The 26,759-nt window shown below is 70.2% G+C and carries 28 protein-coding genes; 16 read left to right on the top strand and 12 right to left on the bottom strand.

The window, feature by feature from the left end:
- Positions 1–75 precede the first annotated feature (75 nt).
- Positions 76–2,100, top strand: coding sequence for a UvrD-helicase domain-containing protein (locus OG385_RS17825; RefSeq protein ID WP_266860953.1), 2,025 nt, complete (start codon positions 76–78; stop codon positions 2,098–2,100).
- A gap of 63 nt (positions 2,101–2,163) precedes the next feature.
- Here OG385_RS17825 and OG385_RS17820 read toward each other — a convergent pair whose 3' ends face one another.
- Positions 2,164–2,853, bottom strand: a complete 690-nt coding sequence (locus OG385_RS17820; protein WP_266855628.1) for a copper homeostasis protein CutC — start codon at positions 2,851–2,853, stop codon at positions 2,164–2,166.
- Positions 2,854–3,055: 202 nt separating this feature from the next.
- Here OG385_RS17820 and OG385_RS17815 point away from each other — a divergent pair, with 202 nt between their 5' ends.
- The gene (locus tag OG385_RS17815; protein ID WP_323183790.1) at positions 3,056–3,706 is read left to right on the top strand and encodes a hypothetical protein; all 651 of its coding nucleotides are present in this window, start codon (positions 3,056–3,058) and stop codon (positions 3,704–3,706) included.
- Positions 3,707–3,972: 266 nt separating this feature from the next.
- Here OG385_RS17815 and OG385_RS17810 read toward each other — a convergent pair whose 3' ends face one another.
- Positions 3,973–4,224, bottom strand: a complete 252-nt coding sequence (locus OG385_RS17810; protein WP_266855626.1) for a hypothetical protein — start codon at positions 4,222–4,224, stop codon at positions 3,973–3,975.
- A gap of 337 nt (positions 4,225–4,561) precedes the next feature.
- Here OG385_RS17810 and OG385_RS17805 point away from each other — a divergent pair, with 337 nt between their 5' ends.
- Together OG385_RS17805 and OG385_RS17800 are read left to right on the top strand one after the other, a co-directional pair.
- The gene (locus OG385_RS17805; protein WP_266860951.1) at positions 4,562–5,782 is read left to right on the top strand and encodes a Cmx/CmrA family chloramphenicol efflux MFS transporter; all 1,221 of its coding nucleotides are present in this window, start codon (positions 4,562–4,564) and stop codon (positions 5,780–5,782) included.
- A 141-nt stretch (positions 5,783–5,923) separates the two neighbouring features.
- Entirely contained in the window at positions 5,924–6,526 is a 603-nt protein-coding gene (locus OG385_RS17800; RefSeq protein WP_266855625.1) for a Uma2 family endonuclease, read from the top strand.
- A 45-nt stretch (positions 6,527–6,571) separates the two neighbouring features.
- Here OG385_RS17800 and OG385_RS17795 read toward each other — a convergent pair whose 3' ends face one another.
- Positions 6,572–6,838, bottom strand: coding sequence for a DUF4031 domain-containing protein (locus OG385_RS17795; protein ID WP_266855624.1), 267 nt, complete (start codon positions 6,836–6,838; stop codon positions 6,572–6,574).
- On the bottom strand, positions 6,835–7,185 hold the full coding sequence (locus OG385_RS17790; protein WP_164262680.1) for a hypothetical protein: 351 nt from the start codon (positions 7,183–7,185) through the stop codon (positions 6,835–6,837). Before OG385_RS17790 ends, OG385_RS17795 begins: the two co-directional genes overlap by 4 nt.
- Before the next feature lie 153 nt (positions 7,186–7,338).
- Between OG385_RS17790 and OG385_RS17785 the strand changes: the two genes are divergently transcribed.
- From OG385_RS17785 to OG385_RS17775, 3 genes are all read left to right on the top strand, one after another.
- Positions 7,339–8,277, top strand: coding sequence for a MurR/RpiR family transcriptional regulator (locus tag OG385_RS17785; RefSeq protein ID WP_266855623.1), 939 nt, complete (start codon positions 7,339–7,341; stop codon positions 8,275–8,277).
- 87 nt (positions 8,278–8,364) lie between these two features.
- Positions 8,365–9,312, top strand: a complete 948-nt coding sequence (murQ, locus tag OG385_RS17780) for an N-acetylmuramic acid 6-phosphate etherase (protein ID WP_266855622.1) — start codon at positions 8,365–8,367, stop codon at positions 9,310–9,312.
- A 55-nt stretch (positions 9,313–9,367) separates the two neighbouring features.
- Positions 9,368–10,999 (top strand): PTS transporter subunit EIIC, encoded by a 1,632-nt coding sequence (locus OG385_RS17775; protein ID WP_266855621.1) that lies wholly within the window; start codon positions 9,368–9,370, stop codon positions 10,997–10,999.
- 132 nt (positions 11,000–11,131) lie between these two features.
- Here OG385_RS17775 and OG385_RS17770 read toward each other — a convergent pair whose 3' ends face one another.
- The 3 genes from OG385_RS17770 to OG385_RS17760 form a co-directional block, all read right to left on the bottom strand.
- Positions 11,132–11,581, bottom strand: coding sequence for a spore-associated protein (locus tag OG385_RS17770; RefSeq protein ID WP_266855620.1), 450 nt, complete (start codon positions 11,579–11,581; stop codon positions 11,132–11,134).
- 104 nt (positions 11,582–11,685) lie between these two features.
- Entirely contained in the window at positions 11,686–12,651 is a 966-nt protein-coding gene (locus tag OG385_RS17765; RefSeq protein WP_266855619.1) for a hypothetical protein, read from the bottom strand.
- 4 nt (positions 12,652–12,655) lie between these two features.
- Positions 12,656–13,717, bottom strand: coding sequence for a C40 family peptidase (locus OG385_RS17760; protein ID WP_266855618.1), 1,062 nt, complete (start codon positions 13,715–13,717; stop codon positions 12,656–12,658).
- A 519-nt stretch (positions 13,718–14,236) separates the two neighbouring features.
- On the opposite strand from OG385_RS17760, the gene OG385_RS17755 reads away from it, so the two are divergent.
- The gene (locus tag OG385_RS17755) at positions 14,237–15,484 is read left to right on the top strand and encodes a triacylglycerol lipase (protein WP_266855617.1); all 1,248 of its coding nucleotides are present in this window, start codon (positions 14,237–14,239) and stop codon (positions 15,482–15,484) included.
- Positions 15,485–15,540: 56 nt separating this feature from the next.
- On the opposite strand, the gene OG385_RS17750 is transcribed toward OG385_RS17755, so the two are convergent.
- Together OG385_RS17750 and OG385_RS17745 are read right to left on the bottom strand one after the other, a co-directional pair.
- The gene (locus OG385_RS17750) at positions 15,541–15,747 is read right to left on the bottom strand and encodes a hypothetical protein (RefSeq protein WP_266855616.1); all 207 of its coding nucleotides are present in this window, start codon (positions 15,745–15,747) and stop codon (positions 15,541–15,543) included.
- A complete protein-coding gene (locus OG385_RS17745) occupies positions 15,744–15,959 on the bottom strand; it encodes a hypothetical protein (RefSeq protein ID WP_266855615.1) in 216 nt (71 codons plus the stop codon). The genes OG385_RS17750 and OG385_RS17745 overlap by 4 nt, the downstream gene beginning before the upstream one ends.
- Before the next feature lie 113 nt (positions 15,960–16,072).
- Here OG385_RS17745 and OG385_RS17740 point away from each other — a divergent pair, with 113 nt between their 5' ends.
- From OG385_RS17740 to OG385_RS17720, 5 genes are all read left to right on the top strand, one after another.
- Positions 16,073–16,912: a helix-turn-helix transcriptional regulator gene (locus OG385_RS17740; RefSeq protein WP_266855614.1), complete on the top strand. Its 840-nt coding sequence runs from the start codon at positions 16,073–16,075 to the stop codon at positions 16,910–16,912.
- Entirely contained in the window at positions 16,896–17,180 is a 285-nt protein-coding gene (locus OG385_RS17735; protein ID WP_266855613.1) for a DUF397 domain-containing protein, read from the top strand. Before OG385_RS17740 ends, OG385_RS17735 begins: the two co-directional genes overlap by 17 nt.
- A 26-nt stretch (positions 17,181–17,206) precedes the next feature.
- Positions 17,207–17,632: a thioesterase family protein gene (locus OG385_RS17730; protein ID WP_266855612.1), complete on the top strand. Its 426-nt coding sequence runs from the start codon at positions 17,207–17,209 to the stop codon at positions 17,630–17,632.
- 52 nt (positions 17,633–17,684) lie between these two features.
- Entirely contained in the window at positions 17,685–18,566 is an 882-nt protein-coding gene (locus OG385_RS17725) for a glycosyltransferase family 2 protein (RefSeq protein WP_266855611.1), read from the top strand.
- Positions 18,567–19,132: 566 nt separating this feature from the next.
- Positions 19,133–20,536: an isopeptide-forming domain-containing fimbrial protein gene (locus OG385_RS17720; RefSeq protein WP_266855610.1), complete on the top strand. Its 1,404-nt coding sequence runs from the start codon at positions 19,133–19,135 to the stop codon at positions 20,534–20,536.
- 161 nt (positions 20,537–20,697) lie between these two features.
- Here OG385_RS17720 and OG385_RS17715 read toward each other — a convergent pair whose 3' ends face one another.
- Positions 20,698–21,072 (bottom strand): hypothetical protein, encoded by a 375-nt coding sequence (locus OG385_RS17715; RefSeq protein ID WP_266855609.1) that lies wholly within the window; start codon positions 21,070–21,072, stop codon positions 20,698–20,700.
- Between the two features lie 113 nt (positions 21,073–21,185).
- Here OG385_RS17715 and OG385_RS17710 point away from each other — a divergent pair, with 113 nt between their 5' ends.
- Positions 21,186–21,371: a hypothetical protein gene (locus OG385_RS17710; protein ID WP_266855608.1), complete on the top strand. Its 186-nt coding sequence runs from the start codon at positions 21,186–21,188 to the stop codon at positions 21,369–21,371.
- Between the two features lie 354 nt (positions 21,372–21,725).
- On the opposite strand, the gene OG385_RS17705 is transcribed toward OG385_RS17710, so the two are convergent.
- Positions 21,726–22,838, bottom strand: coding sequence for a D-alanyl-D-alanine carboxypeptidase family protein (locus OG385_RS17705; RefSeq protein ID WP_266855607.1), 1,113 nt, complete (start codon positions 22,836–22,838; stop codon positions 21,726–21,728).
- Between the two features lie 480 nt (positions 22,839–23,318).
- Between OG385_RS17705 and OG385_RS17700 the strand changes: the two genes are divergently transcribed.
- Together OG385_RS17700 and OG385_RS17695 are read left to right on the top strand one after the other, a co-directional pair.
- A complete protein-coding gene (locus OG385_RS17700; protein WP_266855606.1) occupies positions 23,319–24,146 on the top strand; it encodes a hypothetical protein in 828 nt (275 codons plus the stop codon).
- Positions 24,147–24,202: 56 nt separating this feature from the next.
- Entirely contained in the window at positions 24,203–24,793 is a 591-nt protein-coding gene (locus tag OG385_RS17695) for a Uma2 family endonuclease (RefSeq protein ID WP_266855605.1), read from the top strand.
- 140 nt (positions 24,794–24,933) lie between these two features.
- On the opposite strand, the gene groL is transcribed toward OG385_RS17695, so the two are convergent.
- Positions 24,934–26,559, bottom strand: coding sequence for a chaperonin GroEL (gene groL, locus OG385_RS17690; RefSeq protein WP_266855604.1), 1,626 nt, complete (start codon positions 26,557–26,559; stop codon positions 24,934–24,936).
- Positions 26,560–26,759 lie beyond the last annotated feature (200 nt).

The raw sequence follows: 26,759 nt of genomic DNA, 5'->3' as shown, positions 1-26,759 counted from the left end.
GACGACGCACTCGACAGCACGCCGGCCGAGAGCACGCCCGCCGAAACCCAGGCCGGCAGCGCCCATGCCGACCCGCTGGCCCGCGAGCGCGCCCACCTCACCGGCTCCCGCGCGGCCCTGCGCGCGATGCGTGAGGACGTCGAGGGGCTCGACATCCGCGACGTCACCGCGAACTGGGTCAACGCCGCCGTCCTGGAAGCGCAGATCGAGGACCGCATCAAGGCGCTCGCCGACCTGTCGCACACCCCGCTCTTCTTCGGCCGGCTCGACTACCAGCACGCCCCCGGCGCCGACCTCGCCGAGGGCGGGGAGGGCGAGCGCTTCTACATCGGGCGCCGCCATGTGCACGACGCCGACGGCGACCCGATGGTCATCGACTGGCGCGCCCCCGTCTCACAGCCGTTCTACCGGGCGTCCACCAAGAACCCGATGGACATCGGGCTGCGCCGCCGCTTCGGCTACACCGGCGGTGAGCTGACCGCGTACGAGGACGAGCACCTGACCGCCCCGGCCGCGTCCGACCAGCACACCACCAGCAAGCTGCTCCAGGCCGAGATCGAGCGGCCCCGTGTCGGACCGATGCGGGACATCGTGGCGACCATCCAGCCCGAGCAGGACGAGATCGTACGGTCCGACCTCGGCGGCACCGTATGTGTCCAGGGCGGCCCCGGCACCGGGAAGACCGCCGTCGGGCTGCACCGGGTCGCGTACCTCCTGTACGCGCACCGCGAGCGGCTGGCCCGCACCGGCACCCTGGTCATCGGGCCGAACCGGTCCTTCCTGCACTACATCGAGCAAGTCCTCCCCGCCCTGGGCGAGTTGGAGGTCAAGCAGGCTACCGTCGACGATCTGGTCGCGGGCGTCGAGATCAGGGGCACCGACACCGCCGATGCCGCCGTCATCAAGGGCGACGCCCGGATGGCGGAGGTGCTGCGGCGGGCCCTGCGCTCGCATGTGACGCTGCCGGCCGAGCCCGCGATGGTCGTACGGGGCTCGCGCCGCTGGCGGATCCCGGCGTACGAACTGGAGGAGATCGTCAGCGAGTTGCTGGCCCGCGACATCCGCTACGGCGCCGCCCGCGACGCGCTCCCGCAGCGCATCGCGCACGCCGTCCTGGTCCGGATGGAGCAGGCGGGCGAGGCGCCCGACGACCGGGTGCAGGACGCGGTGGCCCGCAACCCCGCGGTGAAGGCCGTGGTCAAGGCGGCCTGGCCACAGGTCGATCCGGACAAGCTGGTGCTGCGGCTGCTCTGCGACGCGGAGTTCCTCGCCGCGCACGCGGAGGGCGTCCTGACCGACGACGAGCAGCGGACGATCCTCTGGGCGAAGCCGGCCCGGTCGGTGAAGTCCGCCAAGTGGTCCCTGGCGGACGCGGTACTGATCGACGAGGCGGGCGATCTGGTCGCCCGTACGCACTCGCTCGGCCATGTCGTCCTCGACGAGGCGCAGGACCTCTCCCCGATGCAGTACCGCGCGGTCGGCCGCCGCTGCACGACCGGTTCGGCGACGATCCTCGGTGACCTGGCGCAGGGCACCACACCCTGGGCGACGTCGGGCTGGGACGAAGCGCTGCACCATCTGGGCAAGGGCGACGCACATGTGGAGGAGCTGACGGCCGGTTTCCGCGTACCGCGCGAGGTCATCGCGTACGCGTCCCGGCTGCTGCCGCACATGTCGCCGGGGCTGGCGCCCGTCTCGTCCGTACGGGAGAACCCGGGCTCGCTGGAGGTGCGGACGACGGAGGATCTGGACGCGGCTGCCGTCACCGCCGGCCGGGACTCGCTGCGCCACGAGGGCTCGACGGGCCTGATCGCGGCCGACGCCCGCATCCCCGCCCTGTCGGCGGCGCTGACGGCTGCGGGCCTCGCACATCTGGAGCCGGGGCAGGAGACCAGCGCCGACTCCCGGCTGACCCTGGTGCCGGCCTCGCTCGCCAAGGGCCTGGAGTACGACTACGTGGTCCTGGACGAACCGGCGGCGGTGGTGGCGGGCGAGCCCGACCTGCGAACTGGCCTGCGCCGCCTGTACGTTGCGCTCACCAGGGCGGTGTCGGGCCTGATCGTGACGCACACACTGCCGCTGCCGGAGCAGCTGGGCTGAGACCCGCCGAGGGGGCTTTTCCCCAGCCCCCTCGGGCGCCCTCCCCCCGGACCCCGAACGGGCTCAGCCGTCCAGCGCCGCCCGCCACACCCGCACCGCGTCCGCGTCGACCGGCAGCTCCCAGCCGCCGGGCCGGGCCGCGCCGCCGATGTGTACGGCGTCGATCCCCGCCTCCAACAACCGCGGAAGGTGTTCGAGCCTCAGCCCGCCACCCACCAGAATCCGCGCCTCGTACCCCGGCCGGCCGCTGCGCGCCGCCTCGGCGAGCAGGGTCGGCATACCGTCGGAGACCCCGATGGCCGAGCCCGCCGTGAGGAAGGTGTCGAGCCCCGGCAGGTCGGCAAGCTCCTTGCGGAGCGCGTCGCGGTCGGCCGCGCGGTCGATCGCCCTGTGGAACGTCCACGGGCAGCCCTCGATCTCGGCGACGATCCGCTCGACCGCCACCAGGTCGGGGTTGCCGTCGGCGTCCAGGAAACCGAGCACGAACTGGTCGGCGCCCTCGGCCCGCAGATCCCGAGCCGCCGCCACGAGCGCTCCGATGTCGCCGGCGGCGAACCCGTCGGTGAGGCGCAGCATCACGCGCAGCGGGATGTCGACGGCTGCGCGGATCGCCGCGAACGTCTCACGGGACGGTGTCAGCCCGTCGGCGGCCATGTCGGCGACCAGTTCAAGGCGGTCGGCACCACCGGCCTGGGCGGCGACCGCGTCCTCCGCGGAGAGCGCGATCACCTCCAGAACTGCACGGTTGCTCATCAATTCCCCATCTTCGAGGGCCACGGGCTTCTTCAAGGGCCACGGGCTTCGCGGGCTACAGGTCTAGTCCAGTTGACACCCTACGGCCCGGCCCCGCGCCTCCGCACCCGTATCCGGCTCCACAGAGCGCACAAGGAGGCGTACGAGAAGGCGGCCCAAGGCGCTACGTGGGGCGGGGACCGGCACCGGCACAATGGCCCCCATGCCCCAGGACGCGCCCCACGCTCTCGCCACCCGCTGGCACCAGGCCCTCACCGCCGCCCGCGAAGGCGCCACCGCGCCCGACCCGGGGCCGTACGCCGAGAACCTGCTCGCACGCTGGGCCGAGCCCCACCGCCGGTACCACACGACCGCCCATCTCACCGCCGTGCTGGATCACATCGACACCCTCGCCGACCACGCGGCCGACCCGGCGGCCGTGCGGCTCGCCGCCTGGTTCCACGACGCGGTGTACCGGCCGGACCGCTCGGAGAACGAGGAGCGCAGCGCCCAGCTGGCCGAGCGGGCGCTCACCGAGGCGGGGGTGCCGGAGGCCCGCACGGCGGAGGTGGCCCGTCTGGTCCGGCTGACCGTCGGCCACGATCCGCAGCCCGGCGACACCAACGGGGAGGTGCTGTGCGACGCCGACCTGGCGATCCTTGCCGCGCCCCCCGCCGCGTACGGGCAGTACGCGGCCGCTGTTCGGGAGGAGTACGCGTTCGTGCCGGACCAGGCCTTCCGCGAGGGCCGCTCGGCGGTCCTGCGTGAACTGCTCGGCCTGCCGAGGCTGTTCCACACGGATCACGGACAGGCGCAGTGGGAGCCGAGGGCACGCCAGAACCTGGCGACGGAACTGGAACTGCTGACGCTCTGAGGGGCGCTCCAAGGGGACGCCCGCTTACGCGGCAGACCGCCCCGGCACACAGCCCCGGTATACCAGCCGTACGCGACAGGCCCCCCGGCCCCCTGCCGGGCAACCGCCACGACCGCCGTACACACCAATCCGGCCGCGGTCGGCGACAGCCGGACACCCACCGGCCGCACGGAGCCGTACGTGGTCCCACACGGCCCTGCATATGGCCCTACTTGGCCTGCTTGACCGTACGTGCCCATACGCATCCGGCCACCCGGGGCGACCGGTCACCGGCAGACGTCGCCCCGGCTGCGCGCGTTGGCCAGCGCGTTGCGGGCGATCAACTGCTCACGTGCAGTGACCGCCCGGAGTGCGTCCTCGGGGCACACCCACTCGACGCCGCCCGCCGGCGGCCGCAATCGTACGAACCCGGCGTCGCGCCCGATGACCTCGCCGACCTGCCCATGCCTGATGTCCATGACGTACGCGCCGTTCACCGGCCCGTCGTCCGCCTCCTGGGCATCTGTGCTCACCGTCATGCCTGTCCTCCTCCCCCAACTCCCCCGTGACATGCACAGCGTGACCATTCACCACCCACCCGCACCACCTGGGCACACCAGACCTGCACCACACAGCCACATCATCCGGCCACACCGGAGCCCATCCCCCGCCACCACAGCCCCACCCGCACCCGTCCTCTCACTCCCCTCCCTCGCACCACCGCTCACCAGGGTTTCGAACCAGAGTTTCGGCCCCCCGGCCCTGGGCTCCCGCGCTGGCCTCCGCACGGTCCCCGGCACGGGCCCGGACGCGGGAATGTCATCTACTGCACCATCGTTGGCACCTGGTATGCCCGCTACCACCGAACGTGCCCGTATGCCGCTCGCCGTCCACATCCTGGGGCTCGCGGTTTTCGCGCTGGGTACCAGTGAGTTCATGCTGTCCGGGCTGCTGCCCGACATAGCCGACGACATGAACGTGTCCATCCCGCAGGCAGGCCTGCTGATCTCGGCCTTCGCGATCGGCATGGTGGTCGGTGCTCCGCTGCTCGCCGTCGCCACCCTGCGACTGCCCCGCCGCACCACCCTGATCTCCCTCATCACCGTTTTCGGCCTGGGCCAGGTCGCGGGCGCGCTCGCCCCGAACTACGCACTGCTCTTCACCTCGCGCGTGATCAGCGCCTTCGCCTGCGCGGGCTTCTGGGCCGTCGGCGCCGCGGTGGCCATCGCGATGGTTCCGGTGAACGCCCGTGCCCGCGCCATGGCGGTGATGATCGGCGGCCTGTCCATCGCCAACGTCCTCGGGGTCCCCGCGGGCGCGTTCCTCGGCGAGCACCTGGGCTGGCGCTCGGCGTTCTGGGCGGTCGGCGCGGCCTCCGCCATCGCCCTCGTCGGGGTGGCCACGCTGATCCCCCGGATCCCGCTGCCCGCCGAACGGCCCCGGCTCCGTACCGAACTGAGCATCTACCGCGACCGTCAGGTCTGGCTCTCCATCGTCATCACGGCGCTCGCCGCGGGCGGTGTCTTCTGCGCGTTCAGCTATCTGGCACCGCTGCTCACCGATGTGGCGGGGCTGGCCGACAGCTGGGTTCCGACGGTGCTGGCGCTCTTCGGCGTGGGCGCGCTGGTCGGTACGACGGTGGGCGGCCGGGTCGCGGACGCCCATCTCTTCGGTGTCCTGCTGACCGGCATCGCGGCTTCGACGGTCTTCCTGGTGGCCCTGGCCCTGCTGGCCCACAACCCGGCCGCGGCGGTGGTCCTCTCGTTCCTGCTGGGGACTTCGGCCTTCTACACGGCCCCGGCGCTCAACGCCCGGATGTTCAACGTGGCGGGCGCGGCCCCCACCCTGGCGGGCGCCACCACCACGGCCTCCTTCAACCTGGGCAACGCGGGCGGCCCCTGGCTGGGCGGCGCGGTGATCAGCGGAGGCTTCGGTTTCGCGGCGACGGCGTGGGCGGGCGCAGCCATGACAGTGGTGGCGATCATCGCGGTGACGGCCTCACTGCGGCTGCACAGGTCCCAGTCGCGGGTGGTGGCCCGCTCCTCGGACCTCGCCCCGGCGGCGGAGGCGGGAGCAGTGGCTGCGGAGAACGTCTGACCCAGGGTCTTCCGTCCGGAGCAGGGGTCAGGGTTACTGCGGTGTTCACTCGTCCGTTGGAACGCTGAGCGAAACGGTGCGAGGTGACACCGCTGTCGATCTACGCTCGCCCCGGCCGGGCCACCGAAGAAGGGAGTCGCGATGACCGCCGCGATGGCCGAGAACGACCGGATGCCGCACCGTCGTCCCTGGGACGACCTGCTGCGGGCCTGGCGGGAGCTGGGCGTGCCCGAGGGGTGGCGCGCCGAGATCGACGGAGGGCGGATCCTCGTCGTACCGCCGCCACACGCACATCACCACGGCATCGCAGCCAAGGTGCAGCGGTCGCTGTATCGGACCCTGTCCGAAGAGCTGGAGATCTACCAGACGCTGGGCATCCACATCGCCCGGCTGGACAAGCTGTACGTACCCGACCTGGTCGTCATGCCGGCTGCGCTGATCGCTGCCGCTGATCCCGACACCAGCGACCCCGTGGACGCCGCCGAAGCGCTGCTGGTTGTCGAGATCACGTCCAGGAGCAATGCCAAGGACGACCGGACCAAGAAGCTCTGGGCCTACGCGCACGCACCCGTGCCCGCCTATCTCCTGATCGACCGGTTCGATGAGCACGGCCCGACAACCACGCTTTTCAGCGCGCCCCTGACCGGTGCGTACAAGCACAGCGAGCGCATCCCGTTCGGCGACCAGGTGAAGCTTCCGGACCCCTTCGGCGGAGTCCTGGACACGGGCGCCTTCCCTCTCTGAGCGGCCCGGCGCCCCGGCTCCGACCAGCACAGCGCTCCGCCCCTCCTACGCCGGGCGCCCCTTCGGACGGCGCAGTCCGGCCGCCGTGAGTCTGCGTACCAGTTCCTTCGAGCCGATCTCGACCGCTCCCGCCGCCACCGCGTCCGCGTACCGGTGTGACGGCAGGTCGTAGTGGTCCCGTTCGAAGGCACGGGCCGGGCAGCCGATCGCCGCGGCGAACGTGTGCAGTTCCTCGAACGAGATGTCGCTGACCAGGTGCGACCACATTCTGCCGTGGCCCGGCCAGGTCGGCGGGTCGATGTACAGCGTCACGAGAGCGCGCCCACCGGGGCCACGATCACGGCCTCCTTGGCGCAGACCCAGTGCGGGTCGGGGCCCAGTTCCGGCTCGACCTCCAGTGCGTGCGGGTCCTGGCAGACGGGGCAGAGCGGCCAGCGGCCGTACCGTTCGAGGAGCGCGTCCTGGACGTCCTGGGCCACCAGACCGGCGACGAACTCGGCGCCCTGCGGCCACTGCTCCACCCACCAGCGGCGATGCGTCACCGCGTCCTCCACCAGCGAGACCACATCGGCCTCGGCCACATCGCGGGACGCGAGGTCGGCGAGCACCAGCGCCCGCGCTTCGTGCAGGGACTGTTCGAGGGGAGTCACGGGATCCATGCCTCCATTGTCCCCGGTCGGCGAGAGAACCGGCCGGCCGGTTGCGGGTGAAGACCGCCCGGAGAGCCCGGACGGGACGGAGGTTCGGAGGGAGGTGCGGAGGGAGGTCCACGCGGGGTTGACGCCCCTTGCGTCCGAAAATATCTTTCACATGTGACCAACAACGTGAAGGAAATTTTCACCGGCGCTTCCACCCCTTCCGCCCCTCCTGCCCCCGCCGCCCTGGCCGCCAAGGTCCGCACCCTGGCGCCCTCCATGACGCGCTCGATGCAGCTGGTCGCCGAGGCCGTCGCGGGCGATCCGGCAGGCTGCGCGGCCCTCACGGTCACCGGTCTCGCCGAACTCACCGGCACCAGCGAGGCCACCGTGGTCCGTACGGCCCGCATACTCGGCTACCCCGGTTACCGGGACCTCCGCCTGGCACTCGCCGGACTCGCCGCCCAGCAGCAGTCCGGCCGGGCACCCGCCGTCACCGCCGACATCGCTGTCGACGACCCGATCGCGGACGTGGTCGCCAAGCTCGCCTACGACGAGCAGCAGACCCTCGCCGACACCGCGGCCGCCCTGGACACCGTCCAGCTCGGCGCCGCGGTCTCCGCGCTCTCGACCGCCCGCCGCATCGACATCTACGGCGTCGGCGCCTCCTCGCTCGTCGGCCAGGACCTCGCCCAGAAGCTGCTGCGCATCGGCCTGATAGCGCACGCGCACAGCGACCCGCACCTCGCCGTCACCAACGCGGTGCAACTCCGCTCCGGCGACGTGGCCATCGCGATCACCCACTCCGGCGCGACCGGTGACGTCATAGAGCCGCTGCACACCGCCTTCGAGCACGGGGCGACGACGATCGCGATCACCGGCCGCCCGGACGGCCGCGTCTCGCAGTACGCCGACCACATCCTCACCACGTCCACCGCCCGCGAGAGCGAACTGCGGCCCGCCGCGATGTCCTCCCGTACCAGCCAGCTGCTGGTCGTGGACTGCCTGTTCATCGGGGTCATGCAGCGGACGTACGACCGGGCGGCCCCCGCGCTCTCCGCCTCGTACGAAGCACTCGCCCACCGCCACACCCCGCGCACCAACAGCAGCCGCTGAGCACCCTCCCGAGAATCACCGCAGAGCCACCCCGCATCACCGCACCGCATGACCGCAGAAGCGCTGAACCGGAAAGAGCCGCACACCATGACCTCCACCGCCTCCAACAACTACGGAGCGCTGCGCGCCCAGCTGGACACCCTCACCACCGAGGCGTTCCGGCCCGAGCTCGCCGAGATCGACCAGCTGCCCACCGAGGAGATCGCCCGGCTGATGAACGGTGAGGACACCACCGTGCCGGCCGCCGTCGCCGCGCAGCTCCCGCAGATCGCCGCCGCCATCGACGCCACCGCCGAGCGGATGGCACGCGGTGGCCGGCTCGTCTACGCGGGCGCCGGGACCGCCGGCCGGATGGGCGTGCTGGACGCCAGCGAGTGCCCGCCGACCTTCAACACCGACCCCTCCGAAGTGCTGGGCCTGATCGCGGGCGGCCCGTCCGCGATGGTCAAGGCGGTCGAGGGCGCAGAGGACTCCAAGGAGCTCGCGGCGGCCGACCTGGACGCGCTGCACCTCACCGCCGACGACACCGTGGTCGGCATCTCGGCGTCGGGCCGCACCCCGTACGCGATCGGCGCGGTCGAGCACGCCCGTGCGCGCGGCGCCCTCACCGTCGGGATCTCCTGCAACGCGCAGAGCGCGCTGGGGGACGCCGCCGAGCACGGCATCGAGGTCGTCGTCGGACCCGAGCTGCTCACCGGATCGACCCGGCTCAAGGCGGGCACCGCCCAGAAGCTCGTCCTCAACATGCTCTCGACCATCACCATGATCCGGCTCGGCAAGACGTACGGGAATCTCATGGTCGACGTCCGGGCGTCGAACGAGAAGCTCAGGGCCCGCTCGCGCCGCATCGTCGCGCTCGCGACAGGCGCCGACGACGCCGAGATCGAGCAGGCGCTGGCCGCTGCCGACGGCGAGGTGAAGACCGCCATCCTCATCGTCCTGGGCGCCGTGGACGCCCCCACCGCGGCGCACCTTCTCGAAGAGACCGGGGGACATCTGCGCGCCGCTCTCCAGTCAACGGCCCGCACCAGTTGACTCTGGAACTCCCGCTCCACCGGAGCGCCACCTGAACCCAGAGGCACCACGCACCATGAACACTCCCCGCACTCCCAGCACGCCAGAAGACAGAAACCGCGGCGGCAAGAACGGCGACAAGAACCGCGCCACCGCCGCCGCGATCCTCCCCCTCGTGGGCGGCGCGCGGAACGTCACCTCCGCCGTCCACTGCATGACCCGGCTGCGGCTCGGCCTGGCCGACCGCTCGCTCGTGCAGGAAGAGGCGCTGAAGGCGCTGCCCGCCGTCATGGGCGTGGTCGACGACGACACGTACCAGATCGTGCTGGGCCCCGGCGCGGTCGCCCGGGTCACGCCGGAGTTCGAGGCGCTGGTGGCGGAGGGCCGGGCGGCGGCGCCGGAGGCAGCACCCGCCGCCCCGGCCGCCGCCCTCTCCGCCGAGGCCACCGGCGCCCCCGCCGGCGGAGCAGCCACCGCCGATGAGCTGGCCGCTCAGGGCGCGGCCATCAAGGCGGCGCGGAAGGCGAAGAACGCGACCCCGTTCAAGCTCTTCCTGCGGAAGATCGCGAACATCTTCGTACCGCTGATCCCCGCCCTCATCGGCTGCGGCATCATCGCCGGCATCAACGGCCTGCTGGTCAACGCGGGCTGGCTGCCCGGCGTCACCCCGGCGCTCGCCGCCATCGCGTCCGGCTTCATGGCGCTCATCGCCGTCTTCGTCGGCTACAACACGGCGAAGGAGTTCGGCGGGACGCCCATCCTGGGCGGCGCGGTCGCGGCGATCATCGTCTTCCCGGGCGTGACGAACGTGACCGCCTTCGGCGAGAAGCTCTCCCCCGGCCAGGGCGGCGTCCTCGGCGCACTGGGTGCGGCGGCACTGGCGGTGTACGTCGAGAAGTGGTGCAGGCGCTGGATGCCGCAGTCCCTGGACGTACTCCTCACCCCGACCATCACGGTGCTGGCCTCGGGCCTGGTCACGCTCTTCGGCCTGATGTATCTGGCCGGTCAGGTGTCCACCGCCATCGGCACCTTCGCGACCTGGCTGCTGGCGCACGGCGGCGCGGGCGCGGGCTTCGTCCTCGGCGGACTGTTCCTGCCGCTGGTGATGCTGGGGCTGCACCAGGCGCTGATCCCGATCCACACGACGCTGATCCAGCAGCAGGGCTACACCGTGCTGCTCCCCATCCTGGCCATGGCGGGCGCGGGTCAGGTCGGTGCGGCCATCGCGGTCTATCTGCGCCTCCCGAAGAACAAGTCGATCCGCACGACGATCAAGTCGGCGCTTCCGGCGGGCTTCCTGGGCGTGGGCGAGCCGCTGATCTACGGCGTCTCGCTCCCGCTGGGCCGCCCGTTCATCACGGCGTGTGTCGGCGGCGCATTCGGCGGCGGCTTCGTCGGCCTCTTCAACCAGCTGGGCACCACGGTCGGTTCCACGGCGATCGGCCCCTCGGGCTGGGCGCTGTTCCCGCTGCTCAAGGGCGACCACACACTGACGACGTCGATCGCGATCTACGCGGGCGGCCTGCTGGCGGGCTACGTCGCGGGCTTCGTGGCGACGTACTTCTTCGGCTTCAGCAGGACGATGCTGGCGGAGCTCAACGCCGAGGCGGAGGAAGCGGCAACCACACCGGCAACGGCCCCGGCCGCCACCCCGGCAGGCCCCGGACCGACGGCCCCGGAGCCGGAGAACGCACCGAGCACGGCCTGACGGCCGTCGGGCCCGACGGTCAGCGGCCCTGACGGCCGGCGCCCGCACGGCAGGCAGCTGACCGGCCCGATACCGGTCATGTGCTGAGCGGCCCGGCTCCCGAGCCGGGCCGCTCAGCGCTACGATGCCGGGTCAGCGGATCGCGGTGACCCGGTGCTCCTTCAGCGCGGCGCAGTTGGAGTGCTCGACCGACACGGACACGTTGTCGATGGTGCCGCCCCAGCTCACGCAGTAGCCCTTGCCGTAGGCGTAGGCAGGTCCGGCGTAGGAGGTGTAGTTGCCCGAGTCCCCGGCCCATGCGTCGTTGTCGGGGATGGAGATGTAGGTGGACATGTACGTGGCCTTGCCCGGGGTGGAGCGGATGGTCACGACACAGTTCTTGCCGTTCGAGGAGTTGTACGTGAGGTAGACGGTGCCCCGCGAGCCGATCGGCGCCGAGTTCACGGTCTTGTAGGCGCTGCCGCAGGCGCCCTGGGGTGTGACGTTGGGTGCGGCGGAGGCGGTCGTGCCGAGCGCGGTCGTGGCGCCCACCGCCAGTGCGGTCAGCGCCCCGGCAGCCGCGATATTACGCGCGATTCTCATATTTCCCCCTTGCGTCCCCGAGAGCGGTTTGCTCCCACTTGATGTGACCCGCGAACGGCACGGATGGTTGTGCCGCCGGGGCCGCCGGGGCGGGGGACACCGCCTCAGCCGGCTGACCGGCCCGGCCACCTGGTGAAACGCCGCAACCCCCTCCGGGTGGGCGCGAGAGGCTTGTCCTCGGGGGCGACCGGTCCCTGAGCCGGACCCTGGGGAGGCCCCTGGGCCGGCCCCTGGGAAGGTCCCTGAGCGGCGGTCAGGGCCGGTGCCGAGGTGGGAGCGGCCGGCCCGTGCGGGTACTGGCTGCCCCGTTCGAGCCGGCTCCGGACGGCCTGGGCCATGGCGTGGTGAGACGCTTCCTGCAAATGGCCCTCCGCGGCCAACCGCTCCCACATGTGCAGCAGTTCCTGCCCCCGGGTCCCCACCTGCCCCTCGCCCGACATCCGCTGCCATGCCGCGGTGGCACGGGCCACCTCGGGCGCGGCCCGGCTCAGGTCGGTGCGGCAGCGGATACGCGCCACGGTCAGCGCGAGGACGGTGGAGATCATGTAGTCGCCGCGCAGATAGGCGATGTACGCCTCGATCGCCCGTGCCTCCATCGACAGTTCGTCCTCCGCGCCCCTGCGCAGCGTCAGATGCTCCCGCAGCGCGCTGGCCATGACGAACGCGGCATGCAGCTCCTCGCGCCGCGCGTGCTGGATGATCCGCTCGACGCGGGCGAGCGGAGGAAACGCCTCCTCCTCCGCGGCGGTCCGCTCGGGTCCGGGCGGCAGGTCCTCCTCCTCGGCGATGGTCCGGCTGGAGCCGTCGGGGTACACCCGGAGCCGCGCCACCTGTTGCACGCTGCGGTCGATGACGGTCGCCGCCACCGGGGCCCCCAGGGTGCGGGCGAACATGGTGACGGCATCGAGAATCGCCTCGTTGGGCGGTCGCACGCCGCCGCCCATCTCCAGCAGATGGCCGTTGACCACCGTCGACCCGTCCTCGGCCACGTACGCGTCCAGACGGATCAGCGGCGGTGCGCTGAGCGCGGGCAGGTTCCCCTCATCACGGGGCATCAGCGAGTGGGACATCTGCTCAGACTCCGGGTCGGACGACGCCGAGGATGGGCATGGAGGCGGCCGGCGCAGTCGTGATCGTGCGTCCGGGCCGTGGGGCGTGGACGACCTGTCCGCCTCCGATGTACATGCCCACGTGCGTGGCGTCGTAGTAGATGATGAGGTCGCCGGGCCGCGCGGAAGCCAGGCTGACCCGGGTCAGTCCCTGCCACTGCGCCTGCGAGGTACGGGGGATGGGGTGCCCGGCCGCCGCCCACGCCGCGGAGGTGAGTCCCGAGCAGTCGTACGACGAGGGGCCCACGGCGCCCCACACGTACGGCTTGCCGATCTGGGCCATGGCGAAGCCGACGGCCTTCCCGGCTGCGCCGCTCACCTTCGTCCCGTCGCCCGAGCCGCCACCCGAACCGGATCCCGGCCACTTGGACTTGGACGCATCCGCCCGCTGCTTCTCCAACTGGGCCAGCTTGCGGGTGTCCTTCTCCTCCAGCCCCGACTCGATCCGCTCGGCCTCGGCGATCTTCTTCTCGATCTCCTTCTTCGCCCCGGCCTTGTCCGCGCGGGTGCGCTTCAGATCGCGCAGCTCCTTCGCGGCCGCATCGGTGCGCCTGCCGAGCTCCGCGCGGGCGGACTTCTGGGCCTCGGAGGCGTTGGCGATGCCCTGCATGGCCTGGCGGGTCTGGGAGGCCTCGTTCAGCGCCTGGTCGGCGTGGTCACCGAGCAGCAACTGAACGCCCGTGGAGGCGAGAAAGCCCCCGCGGTACTGCGTCCGGGCCGCCGCACCCAGCAGGTCGTGCAGGTCGTCCACCCGGCCCTCGGCGCGGGCGAGTTCCGTTTGCAGCGACGCCAGTCGCTTCGTCTGCTTGGTCGCCTTGTCGTTGGCGGCGTCGTACGCCTCGGTGGCCACCTCCGCCTGGCGGTAGAGGCCGTCCAGTTCGGTACGGATTCGCTCGATCGACGAGTCGTTCCGCGGCCCGGGGTCGTTCGGAGCCGCGTAACTCGGCCCGGGTATCAGGGCGATCGCGCAGACAAGGGCTGCTACGGTGGCCCGGCCTCGCAGCCGTCCGCCGGTCGACACATTCATCGGTGCCACTTTCAGAGGTCACATGCGGGAGCTCGGACGGACGACCTGCCCTCGCGATCGCCACCACGAGGCATCACGACACATCACGAGGGCATACAGGCATCTTCAACCTATGAACACACTACCCTCACTCGAACGGCCGCTCCCAGCATCCCCGCGCGTGTCAATGTCCCCGTAGGCAACTCGCCCACCTCCCAAAGGAATCCCTGAATCCCTGACGGAGCCTCGGCACCAGCCACCCCTCCCGCCCGCGTGATCACGGGCGCCTTCCCGACAGACTTCGCCGGGCGGCGCGACCACGGGGTTGTCCGGTTTGCGCCGTGCGCCGACCGGACGGGCGGGCCACCACCGCGGATTCCGACGATCACTGCCGTACGCATTCCGGACAGATGCGTCCACCCACCCCCTGTCCGGAAGCTGCCCGACGCCAGTTCGGAATGCGGCTTCCGCACCCTCGCGACTACCTCACGTAGCGAAGATGACACCGAACGTCATCAACTCTCGTGAGGAGACGCCTCCATGGCCGACCAGAACGCACCCACCGAGCAGCAGCTCGCCGAAGCCCTGACGAACGCGGCGCCGATCCTGCTGGCCCCCCGGCCCGTGGCCGAGGCCGTCAAGGCCGCACCCGAGCCGGACGAGACATGGGAGCTGCACGGCGGCACCGCCTGGGTGTACTACGGCAACGGCAACCAGGGACTGACCCGCCCGTTCATCCTGGCGGACGGCTTCAACTCCGGCCCCAGCGAGCGCGACCCGCTCTGGAACCACTTCGACAACGGCGCGTACGCGTTCCTCACCGAACTGCGCAACAGGGGCACCGACGTCGTACTGCTCGGTTTCGACGAGCGCAGCGCCTCCATCCTGGACAACGCCAGGATCGCCGCCGATGCCATCATGCGAGCGATCGCGGAGCGACGTGGCAACACCCCGCTGGTCGTCGGTGGGGTCAGCATGGGCGGGCTGGTCACCCGCTACGCCCTCGCCAAGATGGAGAGCGACAGCATCGACCACCAGACCGAGCTGTACTTCTCCTACGACAGCCCGCACCGGGGCGCCTGGATCCCCATCGCGCTCCAGGCGTTCGCGCACTACATCCGGAAGCTGGACAGCCGCTTCTCGGACCAGATGAACAGCCCGGCCGCCCAGCAGCTCCTGAGCCAGCACATCGACACGTGGGAGGACACCCCCGCCCCGAGCCCGCTGAGGGAGGAGTTCCTGCGCGCGTTGGAGCGCGTCGGCGGATGGCCCATGCGGCCCCGGAAGATCGGCGTCGCCAACGGCGTGGGCACCGGCGCGGGCAACGGCATCCAGCCCGGCGCGAAGGCGTTCCGGGGCAAGGGCCTGGCCATCACGGGTACCGAGCTGTACGCCCAGTCGCAGGGTGACGACCAACTTGTCGCCCAGCTGCGGGTCGTGACCCTGAAGAAGCCTCAAGTACGCACCTCGGGCCTGCCCGACATCGACGGCGCCCCCGGCGGCACCCTGGAGGGCTTCGGCATCCTCGCCGACGCGCTCAACGCCCTGCCCGCGTACGCCGGTATGGCCTCGGAGGCTCTCATCCGCGAGCACTGCTTCGTGCCGGCGGTCAGCGCCGTGGACATCAAGGGCGTCGCCACCCACGACGAGCTGTACAGCCCGGTGAACGACCTGGAACCGTCCGACAGCGGCCTGGACGACTTCAAGCTCGCCTCCCAGAACGAGGCGCATTCCCTCATGACCGAAGAACTCGGTTCCTGGATCATCGACCGCCTGCCGCAGCGGTAACGGCAGCGGCATGTCGAGCCCCGCAGCAGGACCGCCGCTGCGGGGCTCTCTCCGTATCAAGGCAACCGCCCCGCCCGGTTCAACTCCGCGACCCGGGCCCGCAACACCTCCCCCGGCAGCGCCGGATCCACCGCATCCGGCGGACAGTCCCACTCACGCCCGCCGCCCAGCGGCCGCAGTTGTACGGAGCCGCCCTCGCGCGCCATGACCTGCCCGACCCGCCCGCTACGGGAGTCGATGACGTACTCGGCCGCCCCGCTCATGACCGCGCCTGCTGGAGTACGGCGGCCAGCCGCAGCGCCGTATCCAGGTTGCACCGGCCAAGCTCCACCAGCGGCAACGGTTCGGCGTTCGCGCACGACACCGGGTCCACCCGCAACGACGGCAGGCTGACGCCCACCTCCTTGAACCCCGCCCGCAGATCCTCCACGGCCTGCTCGGCCGCCCGTACCCGCTCCTGCTGTGTCAGCGCCATGACCACTACCTCTCACACTGAGTGTTCCGCTTTCCTCACTCAGCGTGTCCAACTCGGGCTAGCCTGAACAGTACTCAAGGCCCAACAAGCCAACCCGTGGAACGGGAGTTGTCATGCCAGGCCCCAAGAATCTCGACCCGTCCTCCTCCCCACGCGCCCTCCTGGGCGCCGAACTCCGCTTCGCCCGCGAGCAGGCGGGCCTCAGCCAGGAGGAACTGGGCGCCCCGCTCTTCGTCAGCGGCTCGTTCATCGGCCAGCTGGAGGCGGGCACCCGGCGGATGCACTTGGAGTACGCCCGGCAGATAGACGAGATCCTGGGCACGGGGGGCTTCTTCGTACGGAACTGCATGGCTGCCGCCAAGTCCAAGTACCCGGACCACTTCGCCGCGGCGGCCGAGGCGGAGGCCGACGCGACAACGATCAAGGAGTACGCGCCGCAGCTGATTCCGGGGCTGCTCCAGACGGAGGCGTACGCGCGGGCGGTGTTCTGGGCGTACCAGCCGACGGCCACGGAGGACGTGATCGACGCCCTGGTCGCAGCGCGACTGGAACGGGCACACCTGCTGACGGATCCAACAACCCCCCTGTTGTGGGTCGTACTTGACGAAGCGGTGCTGCGTCGGAAGGTAGGTGGGGCGGCGGTGGCGGCACGTGCGCTGCGGCACGTGGCGGCCCTGGTGCGGAAGCACCGGGTCATCGTGCAGGTGCTGCCGTTCTCGGCGGGCGGGCACGCGGCCATGGGCGGGGCGGTCAAGCTCATGGCGTTCGAGGACGCACCGCCCTTGGCGTATCTGGAAGGCTCAGGCGCGGGACAACTGTTGGACGATCCAGCGGCCGTTGCACGCCATGAGCTTGCCTACGATTTGGTAGCAGCCAGCGCATTGTCACCACAAGAATCCCTGGCCCTCATCGAATCGGTGGCGGAGGATTACGAGCATGAAGAGGACCTCTGATTACGACCTGTCCACGGCCACCTGGCAGAAGTCCAGCTACAGCGACGGCAGTGGCGGCAACTGCGTAGAGATCGCCCGCGATTTCATCGGTGCGGCGGCCTGGCGTAAGTCCACCTACAGCGGCGGAGACGGCGGCAACTGCCTTGAAGTAGCCGACCATTTCCCCGGCATCGTCCCCGTTCGCGACTCCAAGAACCCCGGCGGCCCGGCGCTCGTGTTCCGGGCCCCCGCCTGGGCCACGTTCGTAACGGACCTCACGAACCCCTGATCCCACTGTCCCCCGGAGGAAACGTCATGGCAGCCGAGCCGTTCGCGGTGGGCATCAGCGTGCGCGGATACGAGACCGATACGCAGGGCCACCTCAATCAGAGCGTCTATCTCCAGTACGCGGAGCACGCCCGATGGTCGCTGCTGCGGCACGGCGGCATCCAGCAGAGTGACCTGCTGGACAAGGGTGTCGGCCCCGTAACACTGGAGACGACCATCCGCTACCGGCGTGAACTCCGCGCCGGGGATGAAGTGGAGGCGACCTGCGCCTTCGTGTTCGGCGAGCGGAAGACGTTCCGGATCGAGCAGGTGATCCGCAAGGCGGACGGAACTGTAGCGGCCGAAGTGACCGCCGTGGCCGGGCTGATGGACCTCACGGCACGGAAGCTCGTGGAGAATCCGCGCGAGTACTTCCGGTCCCTCGCCACTGACCCGTCCGCCTTCGGTCTCTGATCCGGTTCCCGGCTAGCATCAGCGGCTTCGCCGACCACTGGAGTTTGCCGCTATGCCACTGCCGCGCCTCGGAGTCGTCATCGTGACGATGGGCACTCGCCCGCAGGAGCTGGAGGCGCTGCTCGCCTCGGTGGAGAAGCAGGATGTGCGGGCGGCGAGAGTGGTGCTCATCGGCAACGCCACCCCCCTCACCGATGTGGACGTGGCGGCGAACGTGACCAAGGTCCCGCTCGCCGAGAACCTGGGCTGCCCGGGCGGCCGCAATGTCGGACTGGAGATGCTGCGTGAGTCGGGCGAGGTCGATGTCGTCCTCGAACTGGATGACGATGGCCTGCTCATCAAGGACGACGTGTTCCGCACGGTTCAGCGGTTGTTCGCGGCGGACCCGCGGCTGGGGATCACCGGGTTCCGGGTCGCCGACGAACACGGCCGCACGGAGCGGCGCTGGGTTCCGCGGCTTCGCGCCGGCGATCCGATGCGGCGCGGCCCGGTGACCGCGTTCCTCGGTGGCGGACACGCCTTCTCGATGCCCATGCTCAAAGAGGTCGGGCTGTGGCCGGCGGAGTTCTTCTTCGGGCACGAGGAGTCCGATCTGGCCTGGCGCGCACTCGACGCGGGGTGGAAGATCCTCTACGAACCGGAGCTCGTCCTCCAGCATCCGGCGACCTCTCCGGCGCGACATCCGGTCTACTACCGTTTCACCGCCCGGAATCGGGTGTGGCTCGCCCGCCGTAGGCTCCCGGCCCTCCTGATCCCGGTCTATCTCGGCGTGTGGATCTTGCTCACCCTGGCGCGTGTCCGTTCTCTGGCCGGCCTCACGGCATGGTGGGGCGGCTTCGCCGAAGGTGTGCGGACGCCGTGCGGCTCACGCAACCCGATGAAGTGGCGCACGGTGTGGCGCATGACCAGGCTGGGGCGCCCACCGATCCTCTGAACGGGGTCCCGCCTCGTGTGGCGGACTCCCGTCCGATGCTTCGCCCGTACTAGTGCTGAACGAGTGCTGACGAGTGCTGATCCGGTCTCGATCCATGCAGCGATGTTCTCCGCCGTGATCGTGGGGATGGCTCAGCTGATCGAACCCCGAGTCGCCCGGCACGGACGCCGATCGACGTCCGGTTCCCGACGAGGCCCACCGGCGAGTTCGCCCGGCGGAACGAACCGGGAACGTCAACTTCGGCGGCGGCTGATTCACCCTGCGCAGTGGCGAGTACCAGAGGCGTTACGGGGGCTTTGAGTCATGACGCGATGGGAGGGAGAGAGCGGGGAGGCAGGTGTGGCGGGGGCGGGATGCCGACGTCGGTACGGGCTACGAGGGGGCGGGAGTTGTGCGGGAGCCCGCTTCGTAAACCCACCCGACGGGATTGGCCGGTCATACCCAAGTGTCACTTTACGTAGCCATATGAATGAGGTGCGCTTCAGGGGTTTTCGGCTCCGTCACGGTCCGTAGAGGTGCGGCCGGTCGGCGGTGCACTCCAGCAGCATCGATCGAGGGGAAGAACAATGGCTACGTCTCCTGCTGCTCCGCTCCGGGTCGCCCTGGCCAACGGGAGCTTCGAACAGCCCACCGTCAGCGGTGTGGAGATCCTGCCGGACGCCTCGCAGACACAGGCGTCCAAGCGGGTCCCGGGCTGGCTCACCACCGCATCCGACCACAGGATCGAGCTGTGGCATTCGGGCTTCAACGGTGTACCGGCGGCCGATGGCACCCAGTTCGCCGAGCTCAATGCGAATCAAGTCTCCACTCTCTACCAGGATTTGCCGACCACGCCCGGCACGAAGCTGTACTGGCGGCTGTACCACCGTGGCCGCCAGGGGGACGACACCATGGCGCTGGACATCGGTGCGCCGAACTCCACGGTGGAGCAGAGGCGCTTCACCGACGGCAACACGGCCTGGGGTTACTACACGGGCACCTACACCGTCCCGGCGGGCCAGACGCTTACCCGCTTCGCCTTCCGTTCCGTCTCCGCCGCCGGTGGCAACCAGAGCATCGGCAACTTCCTCGACGGCATCTTCTTCGGCACCGCTCCCTACGTGGTGCTCACCAAGACCGCCATTCCCGTCGGGCCGCTGGAGGTGGGCGACGTCGTCACCTACCGCATCACCGCCACGAACGAAGGCGGCGGCGGGGCCGAGAACCTCGTCCTGACCGACGTCGTCCCGCAGGGCACGACGTACCTTCCCGGCTCACTGCGGATCGTCGAAGGCCCGAATGCCGGAGCGAAGAGCGACGCGCAAGGTGACGACCAGGCCTCCTACGACGCTGCGGCGGACAAGGTCGTCTTCCATCTCGGCAACGGCGCCTCCGGCGTCAAGGGAGGCAGTCTGCCCAACACCGGGACCCTGCCAGCAGGAACGACGGTGGAGTACCGGGCAGTCATCGAGCGGGCCAGCGGCGGCAAGCAGATCAGCAACACCGCGACCGCCTCGTACGAGAACCGGCTGGGCGACAAGCCCGAGACCTTGACGTCCACCTCCAACGAGCAGGTCACGCAGGTCAAACCGGCTGCCGACCTGACCGTGGCGAAGGCAGCCGACGCGACCACCGTCACCGTCGGTCAGACTGTGACGTACCGCATCACCGTGCACAACGCCGGCCCGAACCAGGCCACCGGGGTCACCGTCGCCGACCAGCTCCCGGACGGCCTCACCTTCCTGTCCGCCGACGGCACACCCGGAACCTACGACCCGGCCACCGGTAAGTGGGCCGTGGGCGACCTGCCCGACGGCGCCACGGCCACCCTCGTGCTGCGGGCCAAGGCCACCAAGGCCGGCCTGATCAACAACACCGCCACCGCCACCGGCAACGAAAAGGATCCCGACACCACCAACAACGCCGACACCGTCAGCGTCTGCGTCGAACCCGCCCCCTCCTGCTGCGACCCCTGCTCCACCCGGAAGTAGCGCCCGGCGTCTTCGCGAGCAGCGCCAGGCGTCTTCGCGGTATCGCAAGGCGCTGATCTTCCAGTCGGCGGGGGAAACCGGACCATCAGGCAGTGTGCTCACGCACCCGGTCGCTGGTCGTCCTGAGGTGTCCCCCGCCGCCTGATCCGGGCCTCGCATCCCTACGAACACGGGGGCGCGTACGGCGCGTTCGGGACGTAGCGGGACCACTCGTCGCGCGTGATCACGTCGCCGGCGCTGAGGCACATCACCTTGATCATGAACGCGGGATCAGTGTTCCAGACGGTCGCCGGGGCGTCCATCGAGGCCAGCAGCGGGGGCCCTTGGGCGGCACTGCTGTAGGAGAGCGGGGAGCTCTCGAAGTCCTCGTCGTACGCGAAAGTGCCCAGCAGCTGCGCGGAGGACGGCTTGCCGACGTCCCAGAGCGCGATATGGCTGTCGACCGTACCGGTGGACGCACCGGGCGTCGATCTGATCGTCAGGGCCAGAGTTCCGCCGTCCGGGCCGAACGCCGCGGAGACCAGGTCTTCCCGCACTCGGAGGTCCCGATGGCCCCGTGGTGCGGAACAGATACTCGTACACCGCGTCGAGCGTCAGATGAGGCGGTCCGAGCGGGTCGCCCTCATCGAGGAGCCGGATCAGTTCACCGGTGAACGCGGAGTACTCGGCGTCCTGCGGGGCGAGTGCGAGTTGTTCGGCGGAGCTGCGTACGTACATGCCGTGTGCGGGCGGCAGCGCGACGGTCGACGGGTTGCGGCTGCCGAGATCGGCGCGGCCGGAGAAGCAGCAGTCGAGTACGACGATCACGGACGCGGCACGGCACGGCAGGAGGTGAGCGTCGTGGGCGCCCGCACCGATGAGCAGCACCCGGACGCCGAGCCCGGACAGCGCGGTCACGGTTGTACGCCGACGCCGTCAGGCTCTCCACTGGTGTCGTCGGAGGAGGCGGCAGCCGAGGCGTTCAGTGCCTTGGCCGCATCCGCCACCGCGTCCCCCTCGGCCCGGTCGCACACTCGCTTCAACAGTAGCGACGCAACTCCCCACGCACACAACGGTTTCGCCAGAAGACTGAAGGCCCAGAAGGCCCCCGCTCGCCCGCCGTGGGGACGGGGCAGGGGCCTTCGGGTGCCGCACGCGGAATGACGCGGTACGCGTTCAATGCCGGGGGCACTGTCCGATCAGGGTCGAATCAGTGGGCGAAGCCCCAGTCGAGCATCTTGGCGGCGTCGTCGAAGCGAGCCTTGTCGGTGTCTTCCCTGAGGATCGCGCCGACCAGCGTGCGGTTGTCCCGCTTGGCGGCGAAGACGACGCAGTAGCCGTCCTCCGGGCCGCTGCCGGTCTTGACGCCCAGGGCGCCGTCGTACGTACCCAGCAGCTCGTTGGTGGTGTTCCAGGTGTAGTACCGGGTGTGGCCGTTGGCCGCCGGGGCCTCGGTCTTGAACTGCTTGTCCTTCACGATGTCGGCGAACACCGGCTGCAACATCGCGCGCTGACCGAGCTTGGCCAGATCGCGGGCGGTGCTGTGGTTGTTGCCGTGCGAGATGCCGTCGAAGGTGTCGAAGTGCGTGCCGGTCAGGCCCAGCTGCTGTGCTTCGGCGTTCATCTGGCTCACGAAGTCCGCGATCCGCGCGTCCTGGGTGGCGCCGGAACCGAAGTTGTCGGCCAGGGCCATCGCCGCGTCGTCACCGGACGGGACCAGCATGGCGTGCATCAGCTGCTCGACGGTCAGCGTGTCACCGGTCTGGAGGTCGGCCGTGCTGCCACCCGCCTTCTGCACGTAGTCCCGGTACGCCTGCTTCACCGTGATCCGGTGGTTCAGCCACTCCGGGTGCTTGAGCACCACGAGCGCCGTCATGATCTTCGTGGTGCTGGCCATCGGGACGCTCTCGTCGGCCTTGGCCCCGGCCCACATCTCCCGCTCCTGGCTGCCGTCGCGGGCATCCAGCAGGAAGGCGTGATCGGCGCTGATCTGCGGACCGGCCTGATCCTTGGCGACCTGAGCGACCCGAGCGTCCTGGGCGTCCTGAGCGTCCTGGGCGTCCTGGGCGGCGGTCTTGACCTTGACGGCGTGCTGCGCCGTCCGGGCCGTCCGGGACTGCTGCTGCACATGCTGGTTCTGGCCGGCCGGGGTGGTGGCCTCGCTGCCCTGCGCGCCATTGTCGTCGGCGGAGTGCGTGGCACCGGGGGTGGCCGCCTCGGCGAGGCCGGCGGCGGTGAGCGGCAGAGCGACCCCGACCAGTGCGGCCGTCGCGATGCGAACCCCCGTGCGGTGTATCCGGTTGGGGCGGGCGTGGGAACCCATGGATGTCGCTCCTTCCTTCCGGCGCGGGCACGCCGGTCTGTAGCGGTAGCGCGTTTCGTAGCGACCTACCTGTGTGATGCCGACGACCGCCGATCCGCCCACGTCAGGGTGTGGAGATGTTGCGCAGGAGACTGGTGGGACCAGTGACCCCGCGAGCGGCGCAATGGAGGGTTCCGTGCCGCGCAGCGCGGCCCCGGGGCTCAAGTCCCGCGCCCCGAGCACTCTTAACAGTGATCGGGTGGAGGGCCCTATATCCCACCCCAACCACCCTCCCCGCGCGTCCTGTTGACTTTTCGTGACCGACTTGCCACAGGCAGTTGCCAGGCTCTAGCGTGCTCACAGAACGTGAACGGCCCCGGTCGGTGCGCCAACACCGGCTCCGGGGCCTGACCATCCAGATCGATAAGCATCGAGGTTCGATCCATGGCTGACAGCCACCTTAATCCTGCCCTGTACCCGACACACGGGGCCCCTCACCCGATGGCCAATCCGGGGTACGGAAAGCGCTCCGCTCCCGGTCAACGCCCGCATTCCGCAACAGATTTCACCCTGTTGCCGCCGCGCGAAGCGGCCATCGCCGCGTACATCGACCGGCTGCCGGACGGGGCCGACATCTCGGTGAAGACGCTGGCCAAGGTCCTTCCGTACGGGCAGTGCGCCCTGCGCACCGCGCTCAACGCCCTTCAGCGCGCCGGGCATCTGCGCCGGGGCAGCGAGCACCTGATCGGGTCGGACAGCGCCCGCTGGGTGACCCGTACGTGGTTCTCCCGCACCGCCCGCGACGACGCCTGGTGGGCCGCCTTCACCACCGGAGGCGTACCGGAGGACGCACCTCCACCACAACGGCCCACCCGCTCAAGGGCGTTCATCCTGCTGGCCGCCCTCGGCCGCACCGCGCCCTCGCTGAGCCTGTCGGCGGCGGACTGTGCCGCGCTGGAGCCCCTCGCCGCCACGTGGTTCGACCGTGGCGCCACGGAACCCGAGATGCTGCACGCCCTGACCGCCGGGCTGCCCACCCCCGTACACCGCGCGTCCTCACTCGTCCGCAGGCGGCTCACCGACAAGCTCCCGCCCGAGCGCCCGCCCCGCCCGGCGCCATGCGTCGCCCGCCCGGCGCTGCGGATCCTGGAGTGCGGCAAGTGCGGGGCCCCCGGGCGCCCGGAAGCCCTGCCCGGCGGTGAGTGCGCGGAGTGCCGGGGCAGGCCCGTACGCCGCCCCGCACCGCTCACCCCGGCCCAGGTCCACACCCGGGCGGCACAGGCCCGCGCGGCGGCAGCGACCCGACAGCCCGAAAGGACCCGCACATGACCGTTCAGCTCACTCGGCCCCCGAGCAGGGCACGATGTAGGGGAGGAGGCGACGCCATGACCCCCAGCACCGCTGATCACGCCCAGGACCACGCCCAGATGTCCGTAGAGGACTTCGAGGAACTCGCCCGCCACGCTCCCGAGACAGTGGCACTGGAATTCATCAATGGAAAGCTTGGGGTCAAGCCCGTGCCGGACGGCGACCACGGAGAAATCATCATGTGGCTGCTGCGCCAGTGCATCCAGCAGCGACCTGAACTGGGCCTGTATCCGGAGCAAGGAGTCAAGGTCGAGTCCTATCGGCAAGGCCGAGCCCGACTTGACGGCGCGCTGGCCCCCACCGGCCACTTCTCGGGGCAAGGAGAGTGGGCGCACCCCGGAGGCATCCTCATGGCCGTGGAAGTCACCTCGCACGACTCCGACTCCGACCTCCGCGACCGCGTGGAGAAGCGCGACGGCTACGCGGCCTCAGGCATCCCGGTCTACCTGCTCGTCGACCGGGACACGGAGAAGCTCGTCGTCTACAGCGAGCCGGAGCGGGGCGAATACCTGACCCGCACATCCCACGCCTACGGCGCCACGGTCACGCTTCCCACGCCCGTCTCGATCACGCTGGAGACCGGGAAGCTCAAGGACTACGCCCACTGACGACGCCCCCCAGGAGAACGCCCGAGGGCGGTACCCCTCCGAGAAGGGGTACCGCCCTCGGTCCGTACTCGCTCGCCGTACTGCTTCTTACGGCTCGCGTGCTACTGCTGGAGCAGCCGATCCTCGCTGAGAGCCGAGGATCAGAAGTCCATGTCACCGCCGGGCATGCCGCCCGGGGCGCCGCCGGGGGCGGCCTTCTCCGGCTTGTCGGCGATGACGGCCTCGGTGGTGAGGAACAGCGCGGCGATCGACGCGGCGTTCTGCAGCGCGGAGCGCGTGACCTTCGCCGGGTCGATGATGCCCTCGGCGATCATGTCGACGTACTCGCCGGTCGCAGCGTTCAGGCCGTGGCCGACCGTCAGGTTGCGGACCTTCTCGACGACGACTCCGCCTTCGAGACCACCGTTGACGGCGATCTGCTTCAGCGGGGCCTCAAGCGCGAGCTTGACGGCGTTGGCGCCGGTCGCCTCGTCGCCTTCGAGCTCAAGCTTCTCGAACACCGCGGAAGCCTGGAGCAGGGCCACGCCACCACCGGCGACGATGCCCTCCTCGACGGCCGCCTTCGCGTTGCGAACGGCGTCCTCGATGCGGTGCTTGCGCTCCTTGAGCTCGACCTCGGTCGCGGCACCGGCCTTGATGACGGCCACGCCGCCGGCCAGCTTCGCGAGGCGCTCCTGGAGCTTCTCGCGGTCGTAGTCCGAGTCGGAGTTCTCGATCTCGGCGCGGATCTGGTTGACGCGACCCTGGACCTGGTCGCTGTCACCGGCACCGTCGACGATCGTGGTCTCGTCCTTGGTGATGACGACCTTGCGGGCGCGGCCGAGCAGGTCGAGACCGGCGCTCTCCAGCTTGAGGCCGACCTCCTCGGAGATGACCGTGCCACCGGTGAGGATGGCGATGTCGCCGAGCATGGCCTTGCGGCGGTCGCCGAAGCCCGGAGCCTTGACGGCGACGGACTTGAAGGTGCCGCGGATCTTGTTGACGACCAGGGTCGACAGCGCCTCGCCCTCGACGTCCTCCGCGATGATCAGCAGCGCCTTGCCGGACTGCATGACCTTCTCCAGCAGCGGAAGGAGGTCCTTCACGTTGCCGATCTTGGAGTTGACGATCAGGATGTACGGGTCGTCGAGCGACGCCTCCATACGCTCCATGTCGGTGGCGAAGTACGCCGAGATGTAGCCCTTGTCGAAGCGCATGCCCTCGGTGAGCTCAAGCTCAAGACCGAAGGTCTGCGACTCCTCGACGGTGATGACGCCTTCCTTGCCGACCTTGTCCATCGCCTCGGCGATGAGCTCGCCGATCTGGGTGTCAGCGGCGGAGATGGAGGCGGTCGAAGCGATCTGCTCCTTCGTCTCCACGTCCTTGGCCTGCTCCAGCAGAGCGGCGGAGACGGCCTCGACGGCCTTCTCGATGCCACGCTTCAGGGCCATCGGGTTGGCACCGGCGGCGACGTTGCGGAGGCCCTCACGAACCAGCGCCTGCGCGAGGACGGTCGCGGTCGTCGTGCCGTCACCGGCGACGTCGTCCGTCTTCTTGGCGACCTCCTTGACCAGCTCGGCGCCGATCTTCTCGTACGGGTCCTCAAGCTCGATCTCCTTGGCGATGGAAACACCATCGTTGGTGATCGTGGGGGCGCCCCACTTCTTCTCAAGGACGACGTTGCGGCCCTTGGGGCCGAGGGTGACCTTGACGGCGTCGGCGAGCTGGTTCATCCCGCGCTCGAGACCGCGCCGTGCCTCCTCGTCGAACGCGATGATCTTGGCCATGTGAAGTGGTCCTCCCAGGACTGGGGGTCCCCCCGGACGAAGTCCGGGGGTGGGCGGAAGCGTCAGACCTGGCGGCGCCCGCGACGGACGGCCTGCTTGCCCGGTGGTTCCTTGCCCCACCCGGCCCGCGGGCCTCGCCAACCCGGTCTTTCTGTCACTCTCACTGGGAGAGTGCTAACGCCAATGATTAGCACTCGACC

Source organism: Streptomyces sp. NBC_01306 (assembly GCF_026340465.1).
In the GTDB taxonomy this organism is placed as follows: domain Bacteria; phylum Actinomycetota; class Actinomycetes; order Streptomycetales; family Streptomycetaceae; genus Streptomyces.
This window is presented reverse-complemented; position numbering and strand designations above follow the sequence as displayed.